General features: G+C 66.7%; 23 protein-coding genes. 4 read left to right on the forward strand and 19 right to left on the reverse strand.

What is annotated here, in order from left to right; genetic code table 11:
* The first annotated feature begins 3 nt into the window (after nt 1-3).
* From fmdA to QFZ42_RS07585, 3 genes are all read left to right on the forward strand, one after another.
* A complete protein-coding gene (gene fmdA, locus QFZ42_RS07575; RefSeq protein WP_307700376.1) occupies nt 4-1,236 on the forward strand; it encodes a formamidase in 1,233 nt (410 codons plus the stop codon).
* 7 nt (nt 1,237-1,243) lie between these two features.
* Nucleotides 1,244-1,591: an FmdB family zinc ribbon protein gene (locus QFZ42_RS07580; protein WP_307700377.1), complete on the forward strand. Its 348-nt coding sequence runs from the start codon at nt 1,244-1,246 to the stop codon at nt 1,589-1,591.
* 148 nt (nt 1,592-1,739) lie between these two features.
* Nucleotides 1,740-2,090 (forward strand): alpha/beta hydrolase, encoded by a 351-nt coding sequence (locus QFZ42_RS07585; RefSeq protein ID WP_307700378.1) that lies wholly within the window; start codon nt 1,740-1,742, stop codon nt 2,088-2,090.
* Between the two features lie 103 nt (nt 2,091-2,193).
* On the opposite strand, the gene QFZ42_RS07590 is transcribed toward QFZ42_RS07585, so the two are convergent.
* The 10 genes from QFZ42_RS07590 to QFZ42_RS07635 form a co-directional block, all read right to left on the reverse strand.
* Complete coding sequence (locus tag QFZ42_RS07590) at nt 2,194-4,473, reverse strand: glycoside hydrolase family 3 N-terminal domain-containing protein (protein WP_307700379.1); 2,280 nt, start codon at nt 4,471-4,473, stop codon at nt 2,194-2,196.
* Nucleotides 4,474-4,530: 57 nt separating this feature from the next.
* Complete coding sequence (locus tag QFZ42_RS07595) at nt 4,531-5,502, reverse strand: D-2-hydroxyacid dehydrogenase (protein ID WP_307700380.1); 972 nt, start codon at nt 5,500-5,502, stop codon at nt 4,531-4,533.
* Nucleotides 5,503-5,527: 25 nt separating this feature from the next.
* Entirely contained in the window at nt 5,528-6,505 is a 978-nt protein-coding gene (locus tag QFZ42_RS07600) for a Bug family tripartite tricarboxylate transporter substrate binding protein (protein WP_373423380.1), read from the reverse strand.
* Nucleotides 6,506-6,588: 83 nt separating this feature from the next.
* A complete protein-coding gene (locus QFZ42_RS07605) occupies nt 6,589-7,377 on the reverse strand; it encodes a class II aldolase/adducin family protein (RefSeq protein WP_307700382.1) in 789 nt (262 codons plus the stop codon).
* 35 nt (nt 7,378-7,412) lie between these two features.
* Nucleotides 7,413-8,639: a tricarballylate utilization 4Fe-4S protein TcuB gene (gene tcuB / locus QFZ42_RS07610; RefSeq protein WP_307700383.1), complete on the reverse strand. Its 1,227-nt coding sequence runs from the start codon at nt 8,637-8,639 to the stop codon at nt 7,413-7,415.
* Nucleotides 8,623-10,050 (reverse strand): FAD-dependent tricarballylate dehydrogenase TcuA, encoded by a 1,428-nt coding sequence (gene tcuA / locus QFZ42_RS07615; protein WP_307700384.1) that lies wholly within the window; start codon nt 10,048-10,050, stop codon nt 8,623-8,625. Before tcuA ends, tcuB begins: the two co-directional genes overlap by 17 nt.
* Nucleotides 10,051-10,127: 77 nt before the next feature.
* Complete coding sequence (locus QFZ42_RS07620; RefSeq protein ID WP_307700385.1) at nt 10,128-11,054, reverse strand: LysR family transcriptional regulator; 927 nt, start codon at nt 11,052-11,054, stop codon at nt 10,128-10,130.
* Between the two features lie 7 nt (nt 11,055-11,061).
* Nucleotides 11,062-11,940, reverse strand: a complete 879-nt coding sequence (locus tag QFZ42_RS07625; RefSeq protein ID WP_307700386.1) for a bile acid:sodium symporter family protein — start codon at nt 11,938-11,940, stop codon at nt 11,062-11,064.
* 99 nt (nt 11,941-12,039) lie between these two features.
* Nucleotides 12,040-12,807, reverse strand: coding sequence for a class II aldolase/adducin family protein (locus QFZ42_RS07630; RefSeq protein WP_307700387.1), 768 nt, complete (start codon nt 12,805-12,807; stop codon nt 12,040-12,042).
* A 23-nt stretch (nt 12,808-12,830) separates the two neighbouring features.
* On the reverse strand, nt 12,831-13,421 hold the full coding sequence (locus QFZ42_RS07635; protein ID WP_307700388.1) for an HD domain-containing protein: 591 nt from the start codon (nt 13,419-13,421) through the stop codon (nt 12,831-12,833).
* A gap of 102 nt (nt 13,422-13,523) precedes the next feature.
* Between QFZ42_RS07635 and QFZ42_RS07640 the strand changes: the two genes are divergently transcribed.
* Nucleotides 13,524-14,243 carry a Crp/Fnr family transcriptional regulator gene (locus QFZ42_RS07640; RefSeq protein ID WP_307700389.1) on the forward strand — a complete coding sequence of 240 codons (720 nt, stop codon included), beginning with the start codon at nt 13,524-13,526 and terminating at the stop codon, nt 14,241-14,243.
* Nucleotides 14,244-14,253: 10 nt separating this feature from the next.
* Here the strand turns inward: QFZ42_RS07640 and QFZ42_RS07645 are convergent, their stop codons facing one another.
* The 9 genes from QFZ42_RS07645 to QFZ42_RS07685 all read right to left on the reverse strand — a co-directional run bounded on the left by QFZ42_RS07645 (nt 14,254) and on the right by QFZ42_RS07685 (nt 23,815).
* Nucleotides 14,254-15,414: an ABC transporter substrate-binding protein gene (locus QFZ42_RS07645; protein WP_307700390.1), complete on the reverse strand. Its 1,161-nt coding sequence runs from the start codon at nt 15,412-15,414 to the stop codon at nt 14,254-14,256.
* A 189-nt stretch (nt 15,415-15,603) separates the two neighbouring features.
* Complete coding sequence (locus tag QFZ42_RS07650) at nt 15,604-16,569, reverse strand: Bug family tripartite tricarboxylate transporter substrate binding protein (protein WP_307700391.1); 966 nt, start codon at nt 16,567-16,569, stop codon at nt 15,604-15,606.
* 1 nt (nt 16,570) lies between these two features.
* On the reverse strand, nt 16,571-17,476 hold the full coding sequence (locus QFZ42_RS07655; protein WP_307700392.1) for a dihydrodipicolinate synthase family protein: 906 nt from the start codon (nt 17,474-17,476) through the stop codon (nt 16,571-16,573).
* On the reverse strand, nt 17,469-18,449 hold the full coding sequence (locus tag QFZ42_RS07660; RefSeq protein WP_307700393.1) for an aldose 1-epimerase: 981 nt from the start codon (nt 18,447-18,449) through the stop codon (nt 17,469-17,471). Before QFZ42_RS07660 ends, QFZ42_RS07655 begins: the two co-directional genes overlap by 8 nt.
* A gap of 4 nt (nt 18,450-18,453) precedes the next feature.
* Complete coding sequence (locus QFZ42_RS07665) at nt 18,454-19,656, reverse strand: mandelate racemase/muconate lactonizing enzyme family protein (protein ID WP_307700394.1); 1,203 nt, start codon at nt 19,654-19,656, stop codon at nt 18,454-18,456.
* A gap of 11 nt (nt 19,657-19,667) precedes the next feature.
* Nucleotides 19,668-20,510: an ABC transporter permease gene (locus tag QFZ42_RS07670; RefSeq protein WP_307700395.1), complete on the reverse strand. Its 843-nt coding sequence runs from the start codon at nt 20,508-20,510 to the stop codon at nt 19,668-19,670.
* A gap of 2 nt (nt 20,511-20,512) precedes the next feature.
* Nucleotides 20,513-21,436: an ABC transporter permease gene (locus QFZ42_RS07675; protein ID WP_373423318.1), complete on the reverse strand. Its 924-nt coding sequence runs from the start codon at nt 21,434-21,436 to the stop codon at nt 20,513-20,515.
* Nucleotides 21,433-22,533: an ABC transporter ATP-binding protein gene (locus QFZ42_RS07680; RefSeq protein WP_307700397.1), complete on the reverse strand. Its 1,101-nt coding sequence runs from the start codon at nt 22,531-22,533 to the stop codon at nt 21,433-21,435. Before QFZ42_RS07680 ends, QFZ42_RS07675 begins: the two co-directional genes overlap by 4 nt.
* A gap of 91 nt (nt 22,534-22,624) precedes the next feature.
* Nucleotides 22,625-23,815, reverse strand: coding sequence for an ABC transporter substrate-binding protein (locus QFZ42_RS07685; protein WP_307700398.1), 1,191 nt, complete (start codon nt 23,813-23,815; stop codon nt 22,625-22,627).
* Nucleotides 23,816-23,989: the final 174 nt, after the last annotated feature.

The following is a 23,989-nucleotide window of genomic DNA, read 5'->3' on the forward strand; positions in this document are numbered from 1 at the left end:
CAAATGACGGACACGCTGATCAAGGTCGACCTGACCAAGTCGCCTACCGAGAACGAGAACATCCACAACCGCTGGCATCCGGACATTCCGATGGCCTGCTGGGTCAACCCGGGCGACGACTTCATTCTCGAGACCTTCGACTGGACCGGCGGCTTCATCAAGAACAACGACAGCGCTGACGACGTGCGCGACATCGACCTGAGTACCGTGCACTACCTCTCGGGCCCCGTGGGCGTGAAAGGCGCCGAGCCAGGCGACCTGTTGGTGGTCGACCTGCTCGACATCGGTGCCAAGCAGGACAGCCTTTGGGGCTTCAACGGATTCTTCTCGAAGAAGAACGGCGGCGGCTTCCTGACCGACCATTTTCCCGAAGCGCAGAAATCCATCTGGGACTTCAAGGGCATGTTCACCAGCTCGCGCCATGTGCCGGGCGTCAACTTTGCGGGCCTCATCCATCCCGGCCTGATCGGCTGCCTGCCCGACAAGCCCATGCTCGACATGTGGAACGAGCGCGAAGGCAAGCTCATTGCCACCGATCCCGACCGCGTTCCCGGCCTTGCCAACCCGCCGTTCGCAGGCACCGCCCACATGGGCAAGATGACCGGCGAAGCGCGCATCAAGGCTGCCGCCGAAGGCGCGCGCACCGTGCCGCCGCGAGAGCACGGCGGCAACTGCGACATCAAAGACCTGTCGCGGGGCTCCAAGGTGTTCTTCCCTGTGTATGTCGATGGCGCGGGCCTCAGCGTGGGCGACCTGCACTTCAGCCAGGGCGACGGCGAGATCACCTTCTGCGGTGCCATCGAAATGGCCGGCTGGGTGCACATGAAGGTCACGCTCATCAAGGGCGGCATGGCCAAGTATGGCATCAAGAACCCGATCTTCAAGCCGAGCGTGATCACCCCGCAATACAACGACTACCTGATCTTCGAAGGCATCTCGGTCGACGAGGCCGGCAAGCAGTACTACCTCGACGTGAACGTGGCCTATCGGCAAGCGTGCCTCAACGCCATCGAGTACCTGAAGAAGTTCGGCTACTCGGGCGCACAGGCCTATTCGATCCTGGGCACGGCACCTGTGCAGGGCCACATCAGCGGCGTGGTCGACGTGCCCAATTCTTGCGCCACGCTGTGGCTGCCCACGCAGATCTTCGACTTCGACATCAACCCGAATGCGGCGGGGCCGGTGAAGATGATCGACGGCAGCATCGACATGCCGCTCTCGCACGACCTGGCCTGACGCGCCCATGCCCACCTACGACTATGCCTGCGGGCAATGCGGCGGCTTCGAAGCGCTGCGGCCTTCGGGCCAGCGCGATGAGCCGGCCGCTTGCCCCGACTGCGGATGCGCATCGCCACGCGTGCTTTCGGCCGCACCGCGGCTCGCGCTGATGGCATCGGGCACGCGCCGCGCAATGGAGACCAACGAGCGCGCGAGGCATGAGCCGGGCAGCTCACGCGACTACGCGCGCTTCAAGCATCCGGCGGGCTGCGGCTGCTGCTCGGGATCGTCGCGGCGCAGCAGCGCGACAGTGACTGCGCCCAACGGTGCGAAGTCGGCGCCGTCGAAGCGGCCCTGGATGATTTCGCACTAATCCTGCGCCAAGACTGCGAGGCGGGTGGCGCCTTGGCATCTGCCGGATTGTTTCAATCTCGTGAACGCCGTGATTCGTTTTGCGGCGTTTTTCAATGGGTGTTCGGGATCAAACTTCATCTCACCAACCAACCCATTAGGAGATTGAAATGAATGCCTCGAAGATCCTCGCTGCCGCTGCTCTCTCGCTCCTGGCTGCTGCCGGTGCGCACGCAGAAACCTATGAAGGCGTGCTGACCGTGAACTCCGGCGTTTCGCGTTCCGAAGTCGCACCGCAAGCCGCTGCCGCCGCTCGCGCCGGCAACGAATACGGCGAAGGCGCCAGCGCCGGCGCACAAGCCTTCAACTCGACCGCCGACCGCTCGGTGATCCAGGCCGAAGCCGTCGCCAAGGCGCATGACCCGCTCGCGAGCCTCGACCGCCGCGCGTTCTACCGCGACGAAGTGCCGCAAGCCTACAAGAAGCCCAGCGTGTCGTTCACGCGCCAAGCTGGCCTGTAAGCCGATCTCTCGCGAATCAGCGCAATGAAGAATGGGCCCTCGTTGGGCCCGTTTTCCGTTGCTGCAGAAAGCCCCGGAGGGCGGAGGCACTGCGCGTTGCGCATCACTCGCGCGTCAACGCAAAGCTCTTTCGTATGCCACCGGTAGCCGAAGGCGCCACCCACAAATCGAACTCGCCGGGTTCGACGGTCGGCTTCATGTCGCGGCCGATGAACTGCAGGTCTTCCGCACCGAGCGTGAACTCGACCACCTTCGACGTGCCAGGCTCGATGCGCACCTTGCGAAAGCTCTTGAGCTCGCGAACCGGCCGCGTCACGCTCGCGGCGCGTTCGGCGGCATAGAGTTGCACCACTTCCTCGGCTTCGCGCTGGCCGGTGTTGGTGACGGTGGCGCGCACTCGCAGGGTGCTGCCGAGCGGCACCCTGTCGCGGCTGAGTTCGACGCCGTCGTAGCGCACCGGTGCATAGCCGATGCCGTATCCGAAGGGATAGAGCGCCTGGTTCGTGGTGTCCACGTAGCGGGTCTTGAACGCCATGGCCTGGTCGTTGTCGGGCAACGGGCGGCCGGTGCGCTTCTGCCCATAGTAGAAGGGCACCTGCCCCGATGTTTGCGGAAAGCTCACCGGCAGCCGGCCCGAGGGATTGAAGTCGCCGAACACCACGTCCGCAATGGCGGAGCCCGTCTGCACGCCGAGAAACCAGGTGACAAGAATCGCGTCGGCGTTGCGCACCGCGCCCCGCAGCGCCATGGCGCGGCCGTTGCTCAGCAGCACGACCACGGGCTTGCCGGTCGCGGCCACCGCCTCGGCCAAATCTTGCTGCGCCTGGGGAAGGCCGATGTCTGTGCGCGAGCGGGCCTCGCCCGACATGAGCTGGCCTTCGCCGATGGCGAGCACCACCACGTCGGCGTCGCGCGCGGCGGACACCGCGGCCTCGATGCCGCCCGCGAGCGGCGACTCGATGCCAGAGCCGCGCACCACGGTCAACGCCGAAGGGTCACGCAGCCCGGCGCGCAGGCCGTCTTCGATGCCGACGGGGGCCGACTGGCCCGGGAACAGGCTCCAGGCGCCGAGCAGGTCCTGCGTGCCCGAGGCGAAAGGCCCGATCAGCGCGATCTTCTTGCCGGACCTGGGCAGGGGCAGCACCGCGCGTTCGTTCTTCAGCATCACGATGGAGCGGCGTGCGTCCTCGCGCGCCAGCGCAATGTGCGCGGGGTTTTCGGCGCGGGCCTGCGCCGGTGGACCGTCGAGTCCGCGAAGCGGCTGGTCGAACAGGCCGAGCTTCTGCTTGACCCACAGCACGCGGCGCACCGCATCGTCCAGGCGGGCCATCGGCACTTCGCCCGAGGCCACGAGCTCGGGCAGGTAGCGCATGTACAGGCCACTCTGCATGCTGACATCGGTGCCGGCCAGGAATGACTGCTTGGCGGCTTCCCGGCCGTTGGCGGCGTAGCCGTGCGCAATCAGTTCCTCGTCGGCGGTGTAGTCGGACACCACGAAGCCCTTGAACTTCCACTCGTCGCGCAGCACGCCCGTGAGCAGCGCCGGGTTGGCGATCGAGGGGATGCCTGAGATCTCGTTGAAGGCACTCATCATCGAGAGCGCGCCCGCGTCCACCGCCGCGCGGAACGGCGGCAGGTACACCTGGCGCAGCGTGCGCTCGGAGATGTCGGTCGCGGCGTAGTCGAGCCCGCCCTCGGCCGCACCATAGGCCGCGAAGTGCTTGGGCGTGGCCAGCAATGCATCGCCGCGCGAGAGATCGCTGCCCTGGAAGCCGCGTACGCGCGCCGCCGCGAACAGGTTGGCCAGGTACACGTCTTCGCCCGCGCCCTCGATGCCGCGGCCCCAGCGCGCATCCCGGGCAATGTCCACCATGGGCGCAAAGGTCCATCTAAATCCGTCGGCGCTGGCTTCCACCGCCGCCGCGCGCGCGGTGCGCTCGGCCAGTTCGGGCTCCCAGCTGGCGGCCTCGGCCAGGGGCATGGGGAAGATGGTGCGAAAGCCGTGGATCACGTCGGCGCCGTAGAGCAGCGGAATGCCCAGTCGTGATTCGCGCACCGCCACCTCTTGCAGCACGCGCTTGCGCTCCAGGCCCTGGTTGTTGAACAGGCCCGTGAGCCGGCCGGCGCGCACGTCGTCGATCTCTTGTTGCCCATTGCGCTGGGCGGCCTGGGGATTGCCCGGGATGTTCGTGTCGGCGGGGCCGTAGAGGCTGAGCTGGCCGACTTTTTCCTCGACCGTCATGCGGGCGACGAGCGAATCGATACGAGCGTCCGCGCCCCCCTGGGGGCTCTCGGCGGAGGCCGGGGCAGCATGGGAGGCGGGGGAGGAGAGAAAACAGGCCAGGCCCAGCAGGGCCGCCATGGCGGGGATTCGAACGTGCATGGCCCGCCATTCTCACGCCAAAGCCTGACCGCATGGCGCGGTCGGTCTTTGGCGCTGTTACACCTGGTTCAACAGCGGCTGCCCCTCGGCCCAGCGGCGCAGGTTGTCCAGGAAGATGGCGGCCACCCGCGCCTCGTTGCCGTCGGAGTGGCCCGCGGTGTGCGGCGTGACGATGACGTTGGGCATCTCCCACAGCGGCGATTCGGCCGGCAGCGGCTCGTGCGCGAACACGTCGAGGTAGGCACCGGCCAGTGCGCCAGCTTGCAGTGCATCGATGAGCGCGGCCTCGTGGACCACCTCTCCGCGCGCCACGTTCACCAGGCGCGCGCCCACCGGCAAGCGCGCGAGCGCAACTGCATCGATGAGGCCGCGCGTGCGCTCGGTCAACGGGCAGCACAGTGCGAGCCAGTCGGCCTGCGGCAGCACCTCGCCGATGCGCTCGTAGCTCACTGTTTCCGCCGCGGGCGGCGCGGCCGTGGCGCTGCTGTTGCGAACGGCGACAACGCGCAGGCCCAGCACGGAAAGCAGCGAGGCCAAGCCCTGGCCGATCGGCCCCCAGCCGACGATGACCGCGGTCTGTCCCGCAAGGTCGCGTGGCAGCCCGCTGCCCACGAGCGGTGCCCAGTTTCGGTTGCGCTGTGCCGCCAGCAGCTGCGGAAAGCAGCGCGCCAGCATCAGCACGCCGGCGAGTGCGGTCTGCACCACGACACCTGCATTGGCGCCCGAAGAGGTCGTTACCGCCACCCCGCGTGCGCGCAGTTCGCCATACACCGGCCTGTCCGCACCCGACGAGTGGGCATGCACCCAGCGCAGCGACGGTGCGCCGCGCATCGCATCGTGAAAGCGCTGCGTTGCGGGCAGCACCGCGTGCTTGGTGGAGAGCCCGGTAATGTCGCGCGAGACGAAGGCCACGTCGGCATCGTCGCCAACGGCCGCGAGCACATACGGCCTGTGGCCCAGTGCCGCCGCGAGGCCGCCCGCGGTCTGGCGCGCGGCCTCGGCAGACATGAGGATGCGCAGCGGCTGCATCGGCGTCTTCCGGTGCGGTGTCACGTTACTCGGCGGTGGCGCCCGATTCGCGCACGATCAGCTTCCACTTCTCATACTCGCGGCGCGTGAATTGCCCGAACTGCGCGGGCGTGCCGCCGACCGGGTCGGCACCTTCGCGCACCATCTGTGCGCTCAGTCCCGGAAGGGCCTCGTTGACCGCCTTGTTGAGCAGTGCCATCACCGGCTCCGGCGTGCCCTTGGGCGCGAAGAAGCCGAACCACGAACCTGCCGAAAAATCCGGAAAGCCTTTTTCGGCCACCGTGGGCACATCGGGCAGCGAGCGCGAGCGCTGCAGGCTGCTGACCGCAACGGCGCGCAGCTTGCCCGCCTTGATGTGCGAGATGACCGAAGGGATGGTCGCGAACATGAATTGCACCCGGCCCGCGAGCAGGTCGTTCAACGCGTTGGCGCCCTTGTAGGGAATGTGCAGCGTTTCGGCGCCGATGCGCTTGCTGAGCATGAAGCTCGAAAGATGCGACGAAGTGCCGACGCCGGTGGAACCGTAGTTCAGCTTGTTGGGGTTGGCCTTGGCGTAGGCAATGAACTCTTCCATCGTCTTGGCGGGCACCTCGGGGTTCACGACCAGCACGTTGGGCACGTCGGCAATCTGCACCACGGGCACGAGGTCGGTGAGCGGGTCATACGGCAGGTTCTTGTAGAGCGTCTGGTTCACGGCCATGGGGCCGACTGAATTGACGATGAGCGTGTAGCCGTCGGCCGGTGCACGCACCACGAACTCGGTGCCGATGTTGCCGCCGCCGCCGGGCTTGTTGTCGATGACGAAGGGCTGCCCGAGCTTCTCGGACATCTGCTGCGTGACCGCGCGCGCCAGGATGTCGGTGGTGCCGCCGGCCGTGAAGGCCACCACCACGCGCACCGGCTTCGAGGGGTAGGCCGCTTGCGCGTCGGCACGTTGAGCCGCGGCCAGGCCGCCGGTGAGCAGGACCAGTGCCGCGACACCCGCGAAGCCGCGGCGCCGCATGGCAAGTGAATCGATGGATGGTGAAAGCTTGTCTCGTCTCATTTTCTTTTCCTCTGATGGGATGGTTCAGTTGCAATGGACTGTCAGTCGCGAAAGCCCGGGTCCATGCGGTCGAGCTTCCGTAGCAGCGCGGGCCATTCCATGAGTCCGTAAGGGCGGCGAGTGCCGGGCTGGTAGTTGTTCCAGGTTTCTTCCAGGATGTGCTGCGGCACCTCCACCAAAGGCGTGTTGCACGACATGGCGCCGATCTGCGCGCGGCAGGCCAGCTCGAGCCGATGCATCCAGTTGAAGGCCTCGCCCACGCTGCGGCCCACCACCAGTGCACCGTGGTTGCGGAAGATCACCGCTTCGCCCTGGCCCAAGTCGGCCAGCAGCGAGGCCTGCTCCTCGGTGTTGAGCACCACGCCCTCGTAGTCGTGGTAGCCGATCTTCAGGAATCGCATCGCGGTTTGCGTGAGCGGCAGCAGGCCGCATTCGAGCGAGGACACCGCCATCGAGGCCCAGCTGTGCGTATGGATCACGCAGGCCACGTCGGGCCGCGCGGCGTGCACGGCACTGTGGATCACGTAGCCGGCCTTGTTGATGCCGTAGTTCAGGTCGCCGAAGTCGGGCTTGGAGAGGATATTCCCGTCCTGGTCGACCTTGATGAGGCTCGACGCGGTGATCTCCTCGTACATCATCCCGTAGGGGTTGATGAGGAACGCGCCATGCTCGCCCGGCACGTGCGAGGAGATGTGGTTGGCCATCATGTCCGACATGCCGTACAGATCGACGAGCCGGTAGCAGGCCGCAAGGTCGACGCGGGCCTGCCATTCGGCGTCGGAGCAGCGGTCTTTCATGGAAGGGATCTGGAGCACGCCAGGGGTTGTCATCGCGGGGTTCCTTTCGATTGCAGGATTCAGGTCGTTCAGTCGGTGCCCAGCTGCAAGCGGCTGGGCAGGCGTTTCTCGATCGCGAACTTGAGCAATGCCGCCGAGCGGAAGATGCCGTGCGCGAACTTGCCGTAGGGCAGGGTCAGGAAGAGCGCCATCACCACGCCCAGATGCACCGCGAGCAGCAGCGCCATGAAGGCGGTGTCGCGCCAGGCGAGCAGCGCAAGGCCGGTCAGGCTCGTGAGCAGCAGCAGCGCGATGAAGCCGCGGTCCATCGGCCGCTGCGCAATGTCGCCGTGTGCCGCATTGCGCCGCAGGTTCATCCACAGCAATCCGACGGGGCCGATCACCAATCCGATACCACCGGCAGTGCCCAGCAGCACCGGCAGGCTCGTGAGCGCGTAGGGCGCTTGCAGGCCGAACAGGTAGTGGTAGAGCGTTGCCACGCACGTGGAGGCAAAGCACAGCATGAAGCCGTAGAAGGCGAAGTGGTGAAAGCGCCTGCGCCAGAGCGTGAAGCGGTCGTCGGCGTTGTTGCAGCCTTCGCCGTGGCCGCCGTCCAGGTAGGTGAGTCGCAGCACGTCGTGCGCGGCCTCGGCGCTGGCTGCGGCGCGCACGCCGGCCACTTCGGCGGGCGCGCTTTCCTGCGCCGGCGACACCTCGCGCCAGAACCGGCGCGTGCCCATGCCCAGTGCGAACACCACGAAGCCGAACACCGCGCCGAACACCAGCGCAAGAAAGTTGTGCGGAAAGATCGCGTAGAAATTGCCTGCGAGCGGCTCGTGCAGCAGCGCGCCCGTCATGGCCACGGCCAGCACCAGGAACAGCGCGAGGCCGGCGGCGAGTGCAAGCGCGACGGTGAGGCCGGCCTTCTTGTACAGCGCACCCATTGCAGATGGCCAGGCGTAGTCGTGGTAAGTCTGCATGCGCACCTGCGCCATGGCCTGCGGCACGTTCACCGCGAACTCGTGCGGCGGCGCGTACTGGCACGCATGCAGGCAGGAGCCGCAGTTGTGGCACAGGTTGGCCAGGTAGTGCGTATCGGCCTTGCCGAACTCGAGCCGCCGCGTCATTGCGGGGAACACCGCACAGAAACCTTCGCAATAACGGCAGGCGTTGCAGATCTGCAGGATGCGCGCGACCTCTCCTTCGCTCGCTGTGAGGGGCAGGGCGGGGCGAATGGGGATCACGCGGGCCGAGGCGCTGCCGATGCCGTCGGCGTCCGCACGGGCGCGCGCGACGAGGTCAGTGAGCTGCTGCAAGGGCGGTCTCCGGGGAATTCTTCGAAAGGTTCTTGGCGGCTTTTGCAGCCTGCGCGCCGGCGATGCGGCCGAAGGCGGTGCCGATGCTCATGCCCACGCCGGCCGTATAGCCCTTGCCCAGCACGTTGCCGGCCATCATTTCGCCGGCCACGAAGAGGTTGGGGCTCGGCCGGCCACCGAAGCGCACGGCCGCGGTCTGGTCCACTTTCAGGCCCAGGTAGGTGAAGGTGATGCCGGGGCGCACCGGGTAGGCGTAGAAGGGCGCGGTGTCCAGCGGGCGCGCCCAGTGCGTCTTGGCGGGCGCGATGCCTTCGGTGTGGCAGTCGTCGAGCGCGGTGTGGTCGAAGCGGCCGACGCGGCAGGCGGCGTTGTAGTCCTGCACGGTGCGCACGAAGGTGGTTTCGTCGAGGCCGATCTTCTGTGCCAGTTCGCCGAGCGTGGCCGCCTGCGTGCCGGTGAACACGGGCGGCATGAAGCGGCCGACCGCCTTCTGGTCGATGATCGACCAGGCGATCTGCCCCGGCTGCTGCGCCACGAGCCGACCCCAGATCGCATAGCGCTTGGGCCAGAAGTCTTCGCCTTCGTCGTAGAAGCGTTGCGCGTCGCGGTTGACCACCACGCCGAGCGAGACGCAATCGATGCGCGTGCAGATGCCGCCGTCGTAGAGCGGCGCGCGCGCGTCGATGGCCACCATGTGGCCCTGCGACGGATCGCCGATGCTGTCGGCACCGGCTTCGATCATGTACTTGAGCAGCACGCCCTGGTTGAAGCGCGTGCCGCGGATCAGGAAGTTGTCGGCCGGCCATTCGCCGCGCTCGTTCTGGCCCCAGGCCTCGCGCAGCCATTCGCGGTTCGATTCGAAACCGCCCGCGGCCAGCACGCAGCTCTTTGCTTCGATGCGTTCGCCGGCTTCGGTGCGCACCGCCACGAAGCGTTCGCCATCGAGTTCGACCGAGGCCACGGGCGTGTCGCAGCGGATCTGCACGCCGAGCCGTTCGGCGCTGCGGTAGTAGGCGTTGACCAGCGCCTTGCCTCCACCCATGAAGAAGGCGTTGGTGCGCGCCACGTGCAACGCGCCCGAGAGCGGCGGCTGAAAGTGCACGCCGTGGCTGCGCATCCAGTCGCGGCAGCTGGAAGAGGCGCGGATCACCAGGCGCGCCAAGCGCTCGTCGGTGAGCCCGCCGGTCACCTTGAGCAGGTCTTGCCAGTACTCCTCTTCAGGGTAGGCGTCGATCAGCACGTCCTGCGGCGCGTCGTGCATGCAGCGCAGGTTGCGGGTGTGCTGCGAATTGCCGCCGCGCCATTCCTTGGGCGAGGCCTCGAGTAGCAGCACGGAGGCGCCGGCCTCGCGCGCCATCAGCGCGGCGCACAGCGCGGCATTGCCGCCGCCGACAACCAGTACGTCTATCACTCGTGGGCCTCCTTGGAATGCAGGAGACTTTAGGCAGCGGGGCCTTCACGCGAAAGGCCGAAAGAGGCAACGGGTGTTCAGTTTTCGAGAAGACTGGCGCCGGTCCAGCGGCCTTCGCGCACCAGGGCGCGGGCGGTGTCGGCAAGCACCACGCGCGCCGCCAGCGCGGCGGGCGAAAGCTCGTCGTCGGAGAGGCTGACGAGCAGGTTGCGGCGGCCTACATGCGCATCGCTGATCTGCGTGAGCTGCAGGTCGTCGCGGTCGTGCCGGGCCGTGGCGGCGCCGGGCTGGATGGTGGCGCCATGGCCGGCGCGCACCGCGTCCATCAACAGCGCCAGGCCGTCCACTTCGGCAACGATGCGCGGCGCAATGCGCGCCCGCGCGAAAGCCGCCGTGAGTGTGGCGCGCAGTCCGTGGCTGCCGCTGGGAAGGATGAGCGGTACCTCGGCCAGCTGCGACAAGCGCACCTTGGTGCCGGTGGGACGTTGCGCGAGATCCGGCGACGCGATCACGAAGAGCTTTTCCGCGAGCAGCGGCAGCACGCTCCAGCGGCGTGGCGTGTCGGTCTGGAACAGCACCGCCAGATCGAGCTGGCGCGCGTGCAGCATGGTCGTGAGGTGCCCCGAGAGCGCCTCGACCATGTGCAGCCGCACCTCGGGGTAGCGCTCCTGCATGGCGCGCATCAGCGGCACGCCGAGCACCGTGGCGGTGGTGGGCGCGAGGCCCACGCTCACATGGCCCGAGAGGCGCGCCTGCTGCGCCGCGCGCACGGCGTCGTCGGCATGCCGCAGCGTGAGTTGCGCCTGGTGCAGAAAGGCCAAGCCGGCATCGGTCGGCGTCACGCCGGTCGAGCTACGCTGCAAGAGCCGCGTCGAAAGCTCGCCTTCGAGCCGGCTGATCTGCTGGCTCAGCGCCGACGTGACCACGCCCAACTCGACGGCCGCGCGGCCCATGCTGCGGAGTTCGCAGACCTTGACGAAGTAGCGCAGTTGCCTCAGTTCCATGCCCGCATCATCGCGCAGGCATGGCCGCCGGTTGCCGCTTGCGCAGCAGCAACCAGCCGAACAGCGGGGCCGTGATGTACATCACCACCGAATAGATCGCGGCCGGCAGCGCGAGCTGAAAGCTGCCCAGCACGCTCACCGCGATGAAGATGGCCAGCGTGGAGTTGTGGATGCCGATCTCGTAACTGATAGCCGTGGCCAGCGGCTTGTCCAGGCCCGCGGCTCTGCTCAGGTAGTAGCCCGCGAGCAGGCTCAAGAGGTTGAACAGCAGTACCGGCAGTCCGATTTCGGCGAAGGTCGCTGTGATGGTCTTCCATTCGTTCGCAATGGCGAGCACGATGACCACCGCAAGCACCACGGCGCTGAAGATCTTGGTCGGCTTTTCCATGCGCGCCGCGAAGCCGGGCTTGCGCGAGGCCACGAACATGCCGATGACCACCGGCACCAGCACGATGGCAATCACCTCCACCAGCTTGCGCGTCTGCAGCGGCACCACCTGGCCGCCTTGCGCAAAATGCCCGATGGCCCAATTGGCGATGAGCGGCAACGTGACGATCGACAGCAGCGTGTTCACGGCCGTGAGCGAGATGTTCATGGCCACGTTGCCGCCGAACAGGTGCGAGAACAGGTTCGCCGAAATGCCGCCCGGCGAAGCCGCGAGCAGCATGAGCCCGATGGCGAACACCGGCGACAGCCCGAAGCCCACGATGATGGCGTAGCAGGCCAGCGGAAGGCCGACGACCTGCAGCGTGAGCGCAATGGTCACCGCCTTGGGGTGCTTGAAAAGCCGCCGGAAGTCGTCCAGCGAGAGCGAAAGCCCGAGCCCGAACATCACCAGCGCCAGTGCGCCGAACAGAAAGCGGGTCACGATGAGCGTAGCGTCCATGCCTTGTTGTCTCCTCTTTGTGCTTCTTCTAAAAAAATGGCTGCCGGCACCTGTCGCGCAGGCACCGGCAGCCGTGCAAACCGGAATCGGCGCGTGTTCTTATTGCTTGTAGCTGTCGTCGATGCGGTCGAGCTTGCGGATCAGCGACGGCCAGACGAACTGCCCGCCCAGGCCGCCTGTCTGGACCTTCATCGCCTGGCCCACGCCTTCGACGATTTTCGGGTTCACCTGCGTGAGTTCGCTGCCGCCCGACTGCGCCGCAATCTGGATCTGGCAGGTGTTCTCGAAGGTGTACATCGAAAGGAAGGCGTCTGCAATGGTCTTGCCGCAGGTCAAGAGGCCGTGGTTGCGCAGCATCAGGAAGTTGGCGTGGCCCATGTCGGCCTGCAGGCGCGGCTTTTCGTCGTCGCGGAAGGCCACGCCTTCGTAGTCGTGGTAAGCCAGCGAGGCCAGCACGAAGGTCGATTGCTGGCTGATGGGCAGCACGCCATTTTTCTGCGCGCTCACGGCGATGCCGGCCCTGGTATGGGTGTGCAGCACGCACTGGATGTCTTCGCGCGCGGCATGCACGGCGCTGTGGATCACGAAGCCGGCCGGGTTCACGGGGTAGGGCGAGTCGATCATCTTGTTGCACTGCTGGTCGACCTTGACCAGGCTCGACGCGGTGATCTCGTCGAACATCAGGCCGTAGGGGTTGATCAGGAAGTGGTGCTCGGGGCCGGGAATGCGCGCGCTGATGTGCGTGAACACCAGGTCGCTCCATCCGTAGAGCGCTACGAGGCGATAGCAGGCTGCGAGGTCGATGCGCAGTTGCCACTCTTCGGCGGAGACGAGTTTCTGAATTTCGGATTGGGAGTTGGCGTTCATGGTGGTGTTTCCTTTGTCTGGGGTCAGGCGGTGGCCGGTTCTTTCAGCACCGTCTTGTAGATGCTGTGCTTGGGTTGCGCCATCAGACGACGCAGCATGGGCTCGAATTCGCTGATCGGCAAGGTCTCGGCTTTCGGGTCGAAGGCGGGGTTGTCGTAGAGCGCGCAGAACTCGGCCGTGCGCTCGTAGTGCGGGTGGTCCTTGAAGTTGTCGCGCATGTCGCGGTCCAGCCCGATGTGGTGAAAGAAGTAGTGGCCCTGGAAGATGCCATGGTGCTGCACCATCCAGTGGTTGGCCTCGCTCACGAAGGGCTTGAGGATGGCGGCCGCGATGTCGGGATGGTTGAAGCTGCCGAGCGTGTCGCCGATGTCGTGCAAGAGCGCGCACACCACGTATTCCTCGTCGCGGCCGTCGCGCAGGGCCCGGGTGGCGGTCTGCAGCGAGTGGGTGTAGCGGTCGACCGGAAAGCCGCCGTAGTCGCCTTCGAGAATCTGCAGGTGCCTGACCACGCGCGCGGGCAGGCCGCCCGTGAACTGCATGAACTCGCCGCCGATCAGTTGCCAGTCTTCGCGCGTGCTCTCCTGCATGCTCTTGAAACTTGCCCGTTCGCTCATCGTATTTGTCTCCGTGTTCCTGGGGGATGGCGGCCACTGTAGACCCGGGCTTGACGTTCAACTGTCAAGAATTTGACAATGCAGGGCTCTGGTAAACCCCCGATGCCGCTGCCCAAACCGCGTCTTTCCGCCTCCCATCGCGCTGCGATGGAGCGCAACCCATGGTTCATGAGCATGCCGCGGGCACAGCGCGAAGCACTGCTGGGGGCGGGCGAACTCATCCATGTCCGGCGCGGCGCGATGATGTTTCGCCAGGGCGACCCGATCCATGCCGCGGGCGGCGGCTTCTACGGCCTGCTGGCCGGCACGATCAAGATCTCGTCGCTGCGGCAAGACGGGCGCGAGGCCATCCTCGCGGTGCTCGAACCCGGCAACTGGTTCGGCGAGATCACGCTGATCGACGGCTCGCCGCGCACGCACGACGCCACCGCGCTCGAGGCCCTGGACGTGCTCGTGGTGCCGCCCGAGGCGTTTGCCCAGCAGATGCGCGACGTGGTCTTTGCCAACGCCATTGCCGCCATGTTGGCCGCGCGGGTGCGCATGCTCTACGGCCTGACCGAAGATGCCACGCTGCGCAGCCTGCGCGCACGCGTGGCGCACCGCCTGCTGGTGCTGGCGCGCGGCGATGCCACCCAGTCGGTGCACTTGCGCCGCACGCTGATGCTGCCGCAGGAAGCGCTGGCCATGATGCTCGGCGTGACGCGCCAGACGCTCTCGAAAGAGCTCAATGCGCTGGCGGGCGAGGGCGTGATTGGGCTGGGCTACGGGCGCATCGAGCTGCTGTCGCTCGATGCGCTGCAGGCGCTGGTCAGCAGCGGATAGTTCAGCGCATTCAGCGCAACACCCGCCCGTCGGCCGAGATGCTGATCAGGTCGATGTTTCTCGACGGGTCGCGCAAACCGGGGCGCAGGTTGACGCGGAAGCCGCCCACGTCGTAGTCGGTCATCGCGGTCATCACGCGCTGCAGGCTCGCGGTGGTGAAGCCGCGGCCCGCGCGGCGCACCGCTTCGCCCACGACCTTGGCCGCGATGAAACCTTCGAGGCCTTCGTACGACGGCGTCTGGTCGGAGTTGTCGACGGCGGCGCGGTATTCCTTGACGATGGGAATGGCCGAGGGCCGGGGCGACGGCACCACCTGCGAGATCACGATGCCGCCGATGTCCTTGCCGAGCTCGGCATAGAGCGGGTCGATGCCCACGATCGAGAAGGCCATGAAGCTGCCGGTGTAGCCACTCTTGCGCAGCTTGCGGATCGCGTTGGCCGTGGTGCCCGAGAGCGACACCAGCACGATGGCCTGCGGCGTTTGCTGCTGCACCGTCTTCAGCGCCGCGTCGAGCTTGTCGCCACCGGCGGGAACCAGGGCGGTGGCCACCAGCGCGGGGACCTTGAGTTCGGCGATGGCCTGCTGCACGGCGGCCAGGCCGGCGCGCCCCATGGCGTCGTCGTCACCTACCAGCGCGATGCGCGTCTGCCCCACGGTCGCGCACTGGCGCACGATCTTCAGGGCCTCGTCGATCATGCCGGGGCGCACGTGAAACACGTTCGGGTGGGCCGCCTCGCGCAGCGAGTCGGAAGCGGCGAAAGGCGCGAACAGCAGGTTGCCCTGCTGCGCGGCCACGGCCGCTCCGGCATCGCTGCTCGCGGTGCCCACGAAGCCGAACAGCATGTCGGCCTTGTCGGCGCCGAGCAGGGTGCGGGCATTGGCGGTGGCACGGGCGGCGTCGTAGCCGTCGTCGAGCTGCAGCAGCTTGAGCTGGAGGCCGCTGGCCGCATTGCGCTCGTTGAAGTCGCTCACGGCCAGCCGGCTCCCGGCCGCGAAGGCCAGGCCGATTTCGCCGGCCGCGCCGGTCAGTGGGACCGACTGGCCCAGCAGCACGACCCGGGCGCCCGCGGCCGCCTTGGTGGATTGCGAGAGAGCCGGAAGAGAAACGCCGCTGCCCAGCAGCAGTGCGCCGCACGCCTTGCCCAGTAGGGTTCTTCGAGAGCTGTTCATATGCCACCCCTTTGTTCACATTAGTAAAAAAGTGTAGCAATTTCGGTGCCCGCAGGGAAGAGAAACCCGAACGCCTGGAAGCCAGGTGCGGAACGCAACCGGAACGAAGCTCCAGCGAATCGCTGACGCTTGCCTTCGCGGTTCGCTGATGGGACGGGCGCATCCGAACCGCATTGCGGCCGCTGGCCCTCAGTCTCCCTTGATACCTTGCACGCGGATCAACTCCGCCCAGCGTGTGTATTCGCTGCGAATCAGGCGGCCGAGCACGTCGGGCGCGCCGCCCGCCGGGGTGATGCCCATGGCGACCATCCTGTCGCGCACCGCCGGTTGATTCAGCGCGCTGTTGAATGCGGTGTTGAGTCGCCGGATCGCCGGCTCAGGCGTGCCCGCCGGGGCCGCGAAGGCGTACCACGGCTCGATGACGAAGCCGGCAAAACCCAGTTCTTCCATCGTCGGAACGTCCGGCAGGTTGACCGAGCGCGTCTTGCCCGTCACCGCCAGCGCACGCACCTTGCCCTGCTTGATGAAGGGCAGGATGGAAGGCTCGTTGTCGAAGAACACCGGGACCTGGCCGCCGATGAGGTCGGTGATGGCAGGCCCCGATCCCTTGTAGGGCACATGGGTCATCTCGATGCCCGCCATCTTCTTGAGCAGCTCGGCGGCGAGGTGGTTGGACGCGCCCACGCCCGAAGACGCGTAGGCCAGGGGCTGGCGCCTGGCCCGGTCTACCAGGTCCTTCACGCTGCGGATGCCCGCTTCGTTGTTGACGGCGAGCACATTGATCGATGCGCCCAGCAGGATCACCGGCGCCATGTCCTTGAACAGGTCGTAGCCGACGTTCTTGTACAGGCTCGAATTGATGGCGCAGCTGCCGATGCTGCACTGGACCAGCGTGTAGCCGTCGGCCCGCGCCTTCAGCGCCGACGCCGTTCCCACGCTGCCGGCGGCTCCGGCACGGTTATCGACGATGACGGGCTGCCCCAGCTCCGCTGAGACCGCATTGGCAAGCAGGCGCCCGACCACGTCGGCGCTGCCACCGGGTGGAACCGGGATGACCAGCTTCACCGGGTGGGCTGGATAAGTCTGTGCGGCAACAGGCCAGCCCGCAGCAGCGGCGAGGCCGAACAGAAGGGCGGCGAAGAAGCGGCGTTCCATGCTATTTCCAGCCGTCGACCAGCCGCTTGAGTTGCGCCAGGTCCGCTTCCGGCAGCGGCCAGGTGCTGGGCGGCCGGGCCGCGCCGCAGTCTCGCCCGGCGTATTGCAGCGCCGCTTTCACCACGCTCACGTTCGAGCCGTTGCGCTCATGCGTGCGCAATTCCTCGAAGGCCGCGATGCCGCCGATCAATTCCATCGCCAGCTGGTGGTCCCCCTTCGCCAGCGCGGCGTGGATGCGCACGGACAGGTCGGGCCGCACGTTGATCAGCCCCGAGGTGAAGCCGCGGGCGCCCACCGCATACATCGGCGGGGCCCAGGGCTCGGCCAGTCCGCACACCCAGGCCAGGCCGCGATCGGCGACCTGCGCCATGGCCTGCACCAGGCGCAAGGGCGTGGGCGACGCCCATTTCACGCCGATGACCTGCGGAATTCGGCACAGGGCTTCGATCACCGGCAGGCCGATCGCGTCGTCGCGCAGATAGAGCACGACGGGCAGGCCGTCCGCCGCGTCGGCAACCCGGCGCACATACGTGACCACGCCGCTGGGCGCGACGAAGGGGTCGGTCAGCTGATGCACCATCAGGGCGGCGGCACCTGCCTTGCGCGAGGCGCGCGCCAGGGCGCAGGCGTCGTGGACGCTGCGCCCCACGCCACCCAGCAAGGGCACGCGGCCACGGACATGTTCCGCCGCCGCATGCACCATGCGCTCGGCCTCCGCCATGGTCAGGCCGAAGAACTCGCTGGTGTTGCCGTTGGCCACCAGCACATGGACGCCGGCCTCGATGGCGCGGTCGACGACGGGCCCCAGGCGGTCGGGCGCGATGCGGTCCGCATCGTCGAAGGGCGTCACCAGGATGCCCGAGATGCCGTCCAGGGCGGTCCTGAGGGGAGTTTTCGGTTCAGTCATGTGGTCGGTCTCGTGTGGTTGCGCGGGTGTTGTCGTTGGCCTGCCTGGGCAGAGAAGAGACGGACAGGCGCAGGCTGCATGCCATCGCCTCGCCGGGCGCGAGCACGCGCCAGCCGGTGTCGGCGCGCGCCGCAGTCAGGTTGGCGGCGTCCGCGACATGCGAGACCGGTTCCACGCAGAAGTACGCGCCCGGACCTGGCCGATGCAATACCAGGTGCTGCAGCGCGGCGCTGGCCAGCAGTTCGATGGCGGGGCCATCGGCCGCCGCCATCCGCGCTTGTCCGTTCCACCCGCCGTAGTAGCGGGTGCATTCGACATCGGGCAAGGCGTTCGCCGACGCGTAGTCGTCCGCCGGACCGATCGGCACCGGCGTGCTCGCGAGGAATTCGGCGTCCGCCGGCCAGACGGTTCGCGCATCGAACTGCAGGCTGTGCGCGAAGCGGGCCGGGAAGTAGGGATGAAAGCCGCAGCCGCCCGGCATCGGCTCTCGGTCGTCGTTGATGACCCGCAGGCTCAGCGTGATGCCTGCGGCGTCGAGCGCCACCGCCTGCTTGGCCCGAAAGGCCCATGGCCAGCCGTGATCCCCCGGCCCATGCACATAGGTCATGGTGGCGCGATCAGCTGCGTGTTGCTCCAGGCGCCATGGACGCTGCTGGCTGACGCCGTGCAGCGCGTGCCGTTCCCCCGGATGAAGCGGCAACTGCACCTTGCCCTGCGTGCCCGCGATGCGCCCATCGCGGATGCGGTTCGAGAACGGAACCAGGGGATAGCAGCCGGCCTTGGGCCACTGGGTGGATTCGAAGCCGCCGGCGCGGACGGCGTCGCCGAGCGGCACCAGCCAGTCGATTCGTTCGCCCGCGGTGGCGCGGGAGCTGAGGCCGGTGACGCGTCCGCCGGCAGCCGGTGCCAGCGTTGCCGTCAGCGCTGCGCTGCGCAGCGTGGTTTCGGGCGTCACGTTCAGATGCATCGCCATCCGCTCACGACTTCGAACTGCGGATGGTGACGTCAGACCGCTGCAGCAGCGCCGGCGACAGCGCCAGGCCCAGGCCCGCGCCGGGCGGAACCGTCGCATGGCCGGCGCGGACATCGGGCAGCTGCGTCACGAGCTCGCGATACCAGCCTCCCAGGTAGGCGCGCACCACTTCCTGCAGCACCACGTTGGTCGTGCTCATCGCCAGGTGGAGCGACGCCGCGAGCACGACCGGGCCGGTGCAGTCATGCGGCGCGACCGGTTTGTGAAAGGCCTTCGCGAGGGCCGCGATCTTTCTGGCTTCGGAAAGACCCCCGACCCAGCCCAGGTCCAGCATCACATAGTCCACCGCATTGTTCTTGAGCAGCTGGATGAATGGCTGGACGGTGGCCAGCGTCTCGCTGCCGCAGACCGGAATGCGCGTGCGCGAACGGAATTCGGCGATTGTGTCCAGGTTGGACATCTGGACCGGGTCCTCGATCCAGTAAGGCTTGAACTCCTCGAGCGCCTGCGCGATCCGCACGGCCATCGGCAGGTTCCACATCGAATGGAGCTCCACCATGATGTCCATCTCGTCGCCGACAGCGCGCCGGATTTCCCGGAATGGCGCGAGCGCGGTGTCCAGGTCGCGGGCCGAAATCGACTGCCCGCCGCTGGCCTGGGCGAAGGGATCGAAGGGCCAGATCTTCATCGCCTTGTAGCCCTCGGACAGCAGGCTTTCGGCCAACGCCGCGGGGCGCTTGACGAATGCAACCTGGTCCTCGTAAGGCCCTTCGGGCGCGACGTCGGCGCTGGCCTGCGTCACCGAGCGACGCTGCGGGGCCTTGTTGTAGGTGTAGCCCGCGCAGGTGTTGTAGACCGGAACGCGTTCGCGCACGGCGCCGCCGAGCAACTGGTAGAGCGGCTGTTGCGTGACCTGGCCGAACAGATCCCACAGCGCGATGTCGACCGCCGAAGCGGCGCGCGTTTCGGCGCCGCTGCTGGCAAAGCCGACATAGCCGTACAGCAGGTGCTGGCTGTGGGCTTCGATGGCGAGCGGATCCTTTCCCAGCAGGTAGGGTGCGACCAGCTCGTGGATCTGCGCCTGCACGGCCTGCGCGCCACGAAAGGTTTCCCCCAGGCCCACCAGGCCGGTGTCGGTATGGATCTGCACCCACAGGATGTTCGGATAGGCCGCCGCGTGGACCGTATCGACTTGCGTGATCTTCATGGGGCTCGGCCTCAGGCCGTCTTTGGATGTTCCTTGACGCGGCTGACCAGCTGCGTCGGGTTGACGAATTGCAGCGCGATCAGCAGCCAGGCCAGCGTGACCGCCATGTAGACCATTGCCATGGCATCGACCGACTGCGGCGCACGAACGCCCGCCGCAAACACTGCGTAGTACAGGGCCACCACCAGCGTCTGCGAATCCGGGCCGGCCGTCAGGAAGGTCAGCTCGAACATGCCGATGGTGCGCACCAGCACCAGCAGGGAGGCCGCCAGAATGCCCGGCGCCAGCAGCGGCAACAGCACGTGCCAGAACAGCTTGAAGGTGTTGGCACCGAACACGCGCGCGGCGGATTCGAGGTTGACATCGATCTGTTCGATGAACGGTGTCATCACCAGGATCATGAACGGCACGGCCGGAATCATGTTCGCCAGGATCACGCCGAAGATGGTGCCCGCGATGTGCGCCTGGTACATCACGGTCGCCAGCGGAATGCCGTAGGTGATCGGCGGGATCATCAGCGGCAGCAGGAACAGCCCCATCAGCAGGTTCTTGCCGCGGAAGTCGCGCCGCGCCAGCGCGTAGGCCGCCGGCACGCCGATCAGGATCGACAGGAACACGACGGCGGCGACCACCTCGATCGTGACCCACAGCACGCTGTCGAGCTGGAACTCCTTCCAGGCGGTCTGGTACCAGTTGAACGTGTAGCCATCGGGCAGCCAGGTGCCGAGCCAGCGGCGGGCCACCGAGCTGGTGCCGACCGCGGCCACCATGAGTGCGACATTGACGATGAAGAAGCCCATCACCAGTGCAACCAGCGACTTCCAGAGTTTCATCAGCAGGCGGTGCGTATCCATGGTCAACCTTTGCCGCCGGAGACGGGGCCCCGATAGAACATTCCGCGCGCGCCCAGGACCGCGGCAACGACGATCAGCTGCACCACGCCCATCAGCATCGCGACGGCCGAAGCCATCGAATAGTCGTAGCGCTCGAAGGCGGCCTCATACGCCGCGATCGAGATCACTCGGGTGGCACCGGCCGGCGATCCGAGCAGGACCGCTGACGGAAACACCGAGAAGGCCTGCACGAACGACAGCGCGAAGGCCATCGCCAGCCCCGGGACCAGCAGCGGCAGATAGATATGCCGGAACTGGTTCCACGGCGTTGCGCCCAGGGTCGAGGCGGCGCGTGGCAGGTTGGGGTCGATGCCGGTGATGTACGACAGCGTGAGCAGGAACGCGAACGGGAAGCCCGAAATGATCAGCGAAATCAGCACGCCCCAGTAGTTGTGCGTCAGCCGGATCGGGCCTTCGTAGACGTGCAGCCATTGGAGCGACTGCGACAGCCAGCCCTTCGGGCCGAAGTAGCCGAGCATGCCCTCGGCGATCAGGACGGTGCCCAGCGTCAACGGAATGACCAGCAAGGTGGTGATCAATTTCTGGAAGCGGCTGCTGCGGCGCATCTGATAGGCGATCGGCAGCGCCACGCCGACGTTGATCACGGTGGCGGGAATGGCCAGCTTGAGCGTGGTCCACACCGTGTCGCGCAGGTTGTCGGTGGTGAAGAACTGCGTGTAGTTCGCCAGCCAGTTGCCTTCCATCGGACGGAACGACAGCTGCAAGCCGTAGAGAAACGGATAGACGAACAGCACCACCATGAACAGCGTCGCCGGCACCAGCAGCAGCAGGGACCGGTCGAACGAAGACGGGCTGGCGCTGGTCACTGGAGTACCTTCGCCTTCGGCTGCGGTGCTATTCGCCTTCGGAACGGCCGTGCGGCTCATGGCACCGTGCCCGTGGCTGCATCGACGGGATAGGCCAGCGCCTTGTCCGGCGCAATGGCCAGCGTGACCGGATCGCCGACTCGCAGGCGCGCCGTCGTGCGCACGATCAGCTTGAGCCCGCCGGCCACCTCGACGTCGACGATGTTGTCGTGGCCGCAGTATTCGACATTGAGCACCCGGGCGGCGAAGCTGTTGTCCACCGGTGAAGAGACGACGTCGATTTCCTCGGGCCGGATAGCGAGCATCGCCTTGCCGCCCGCGAGTGGCTGCATCGCGCGCGCGGTGAGCGCCAGGCCGCTGCCGGCGAGTTGCACCGACGCGCCGCCCTCCGAGCGCACGTTCAGCTCCACCAGGTTGCGATAGCCCATGAAGCGGGCCACGTCCAGGTTGGCCGGCTCCGCGTAGATGCGCTGTGGTTCGGCAATCTGCTGTGACACGCCGTCCTTCATGACGACCACGCGATCGGCCAGCGACAGCGCCTCATCCTGGTCGTGGGTGACGTAGATCGTCGATCGTCCCAGTTCGCGGTGAATGCGGCGGATTTCGGCGCGCATCTCCAGCCGCAACTTGGCGTCGAGATTCGACAAGGGCTCGTCCATCAACACCAGGGGCGGCTCGATGACGATCGCCCGGGCGATCGCGACCCGCTGCTGCTGTCCGCCGGACAACTGGCCGGGCAGCTTGTGCGCCTGCGAGTTCAGCTGCACCAGGTCCAGCGCCCGCTTCACGCGCTGCGCCGACTCGGCGGCCGGCACGCCGCGCATCGCGAGCCCGAACGCGACATTGCGCGCCACGCTCATGTGCGGAAAGAGTGCGTAGTTCTGAAAGACCATGCCAAAGCCCCGCTTTTCAGGCGGCAGCACATCGATGCGCGTGTCGTCGAGCCAGATGCTTCCATCCGTCAAGGGCAGCAGCCCGGCCAGGCAATTGAGGGCCGTCGACTTGCCGCAGCCCGAAGGTCCAAGCAGCGCGATGAACTCGCCGCGCTTGACCGTCATGGTCAAGGCATTGAGCGCGGTGAAGCTCTGCACGCCCTTGCCCGCGGCAAAGCGGCGCGTGACGCCATCGAGGCGCAGCTCGGAAAAGTCTGAAGTCATGGAGACGCAATCCTAGGAAAAGAAGCAGCCCGCAAGCGCCCGCATGGGCGCATGCAGCATCGGTCGGGCGCGGCGCAGTGCGGGCCGCGAATCACTTGGTCTTGCGGGTGCCGATGTCCTGGTCCCAGCGGCGGAATGCATCGACCATGGCCTTGGTCTCGAGCGGCACGGCATGGGGGAACTGGGCCAGCCACTGGTCGTACTCAGGCCGTCCGAACTCCTTGATCACGTCCTGGCTCTCCTTGGGCGCCAGCGACAGCGGCACGTCCTTGATTGCCGGGCCGGGATAGAAATAGCCCTTGTCATAGGTCATCGCCTGCTGCTGCGGCTTGAGCAGGAATGCCATGAGGTCGAGAACCACCGCTTGCTTCTCCGGCGGGACACCCTTGGGAATCACGATGTAGTGCGCGTCGTTGACCCACGTCATGCCCTTGAAGGGCAGCACCCGAAAGTTCTTCGGCACGATGCCCAGCGCCCTGGGGTTGATGTCCCAACCCGTCACCGTCAGCGTCATGTCGCGCGAGCCTTCGCCCAGCTCCTTCATCACGGCCGCGGTTCCCGTCGGGTAGTACTCGATGCAGGTGTCGAGCTCCTTCAGGAATGCCCATGTCTTGTCCCAACCGTTGACCGGATCGGCAGGATTCTTGTCACCCAGAAGATAGGGCAGCCCCATCATGAAGGTGCGTCCCGGACCGGAGTTGGCGGGCCGTGCATAGATCAGCTTGTTGGGATTGGCCTTGCACCAGGCCAGCAGCTCCTGGGGCGTCGTCGGCGGCGTCTTGACCTTGTCGGGATTGAACTCGACCAGCGGGCCGGCAGGCATGAAGACGATGGCCAGGCCATGGTCCTTCGCGAGCGCGTGCATCTTGTAGGCGTTGGGAAGGTAGTTCTCCTGCAGCTTGGGGAACTTGGCCGCGTAGTCGGGGAACAACTTGACCCACAGGTTCATCTCGAGGCCGGCGGCGAGCGCGTCGGTGCCGACAATGATCATGTCGATGTCGCTGCGGCCCGCGTTCTGCATCGCCTTGATCTTGGCCGGGATCTCCGGCGCGGGCGCCTTGGTGAAGGTGAACTTGGAGACCAACTTGGGGTTCTGCGCCTGGTAGGCCTCGAACGCCCCCTGCGTCAGCGCCAGGTTGCCGGCGGCGTCGATCACGTTGATCACCACCGGCGACTTCGGCAGTTCCTGCGCCTGGACCAAGCCGATGCCGGCACAGCTCGCCGCCCCGAGAACGGCCGCGAGGAGGGCGTGGCGATGCCGCGAGAAAGAAACTTGGCGCATTCGGAATCTCCTGGTGGTGGGCTTGGCAGGCGGGATTTTGTAAGACAACTTCTGAGTTGTCACCCGGGTTTTTGCTGAGCCCGCGGATACTCGCCCAACTCTGGAGAAGCAAAGATGGTTGGGGGAAGGGGCCTCGTTGCTCCCGTCAAATCGCGAAGATCCGCTATAGTTGTC

The organism is Variovorax paradoxus (assembly GCF_030815855.1).
In the GTDB taxonomy this organism is placed as follows: Bacteria; Pseudomonadota; Gammaproteobacteria; order Burkholderiales; family Burkholderiaceae_C; genus Variovorax; species Variovorax paradoxus_M.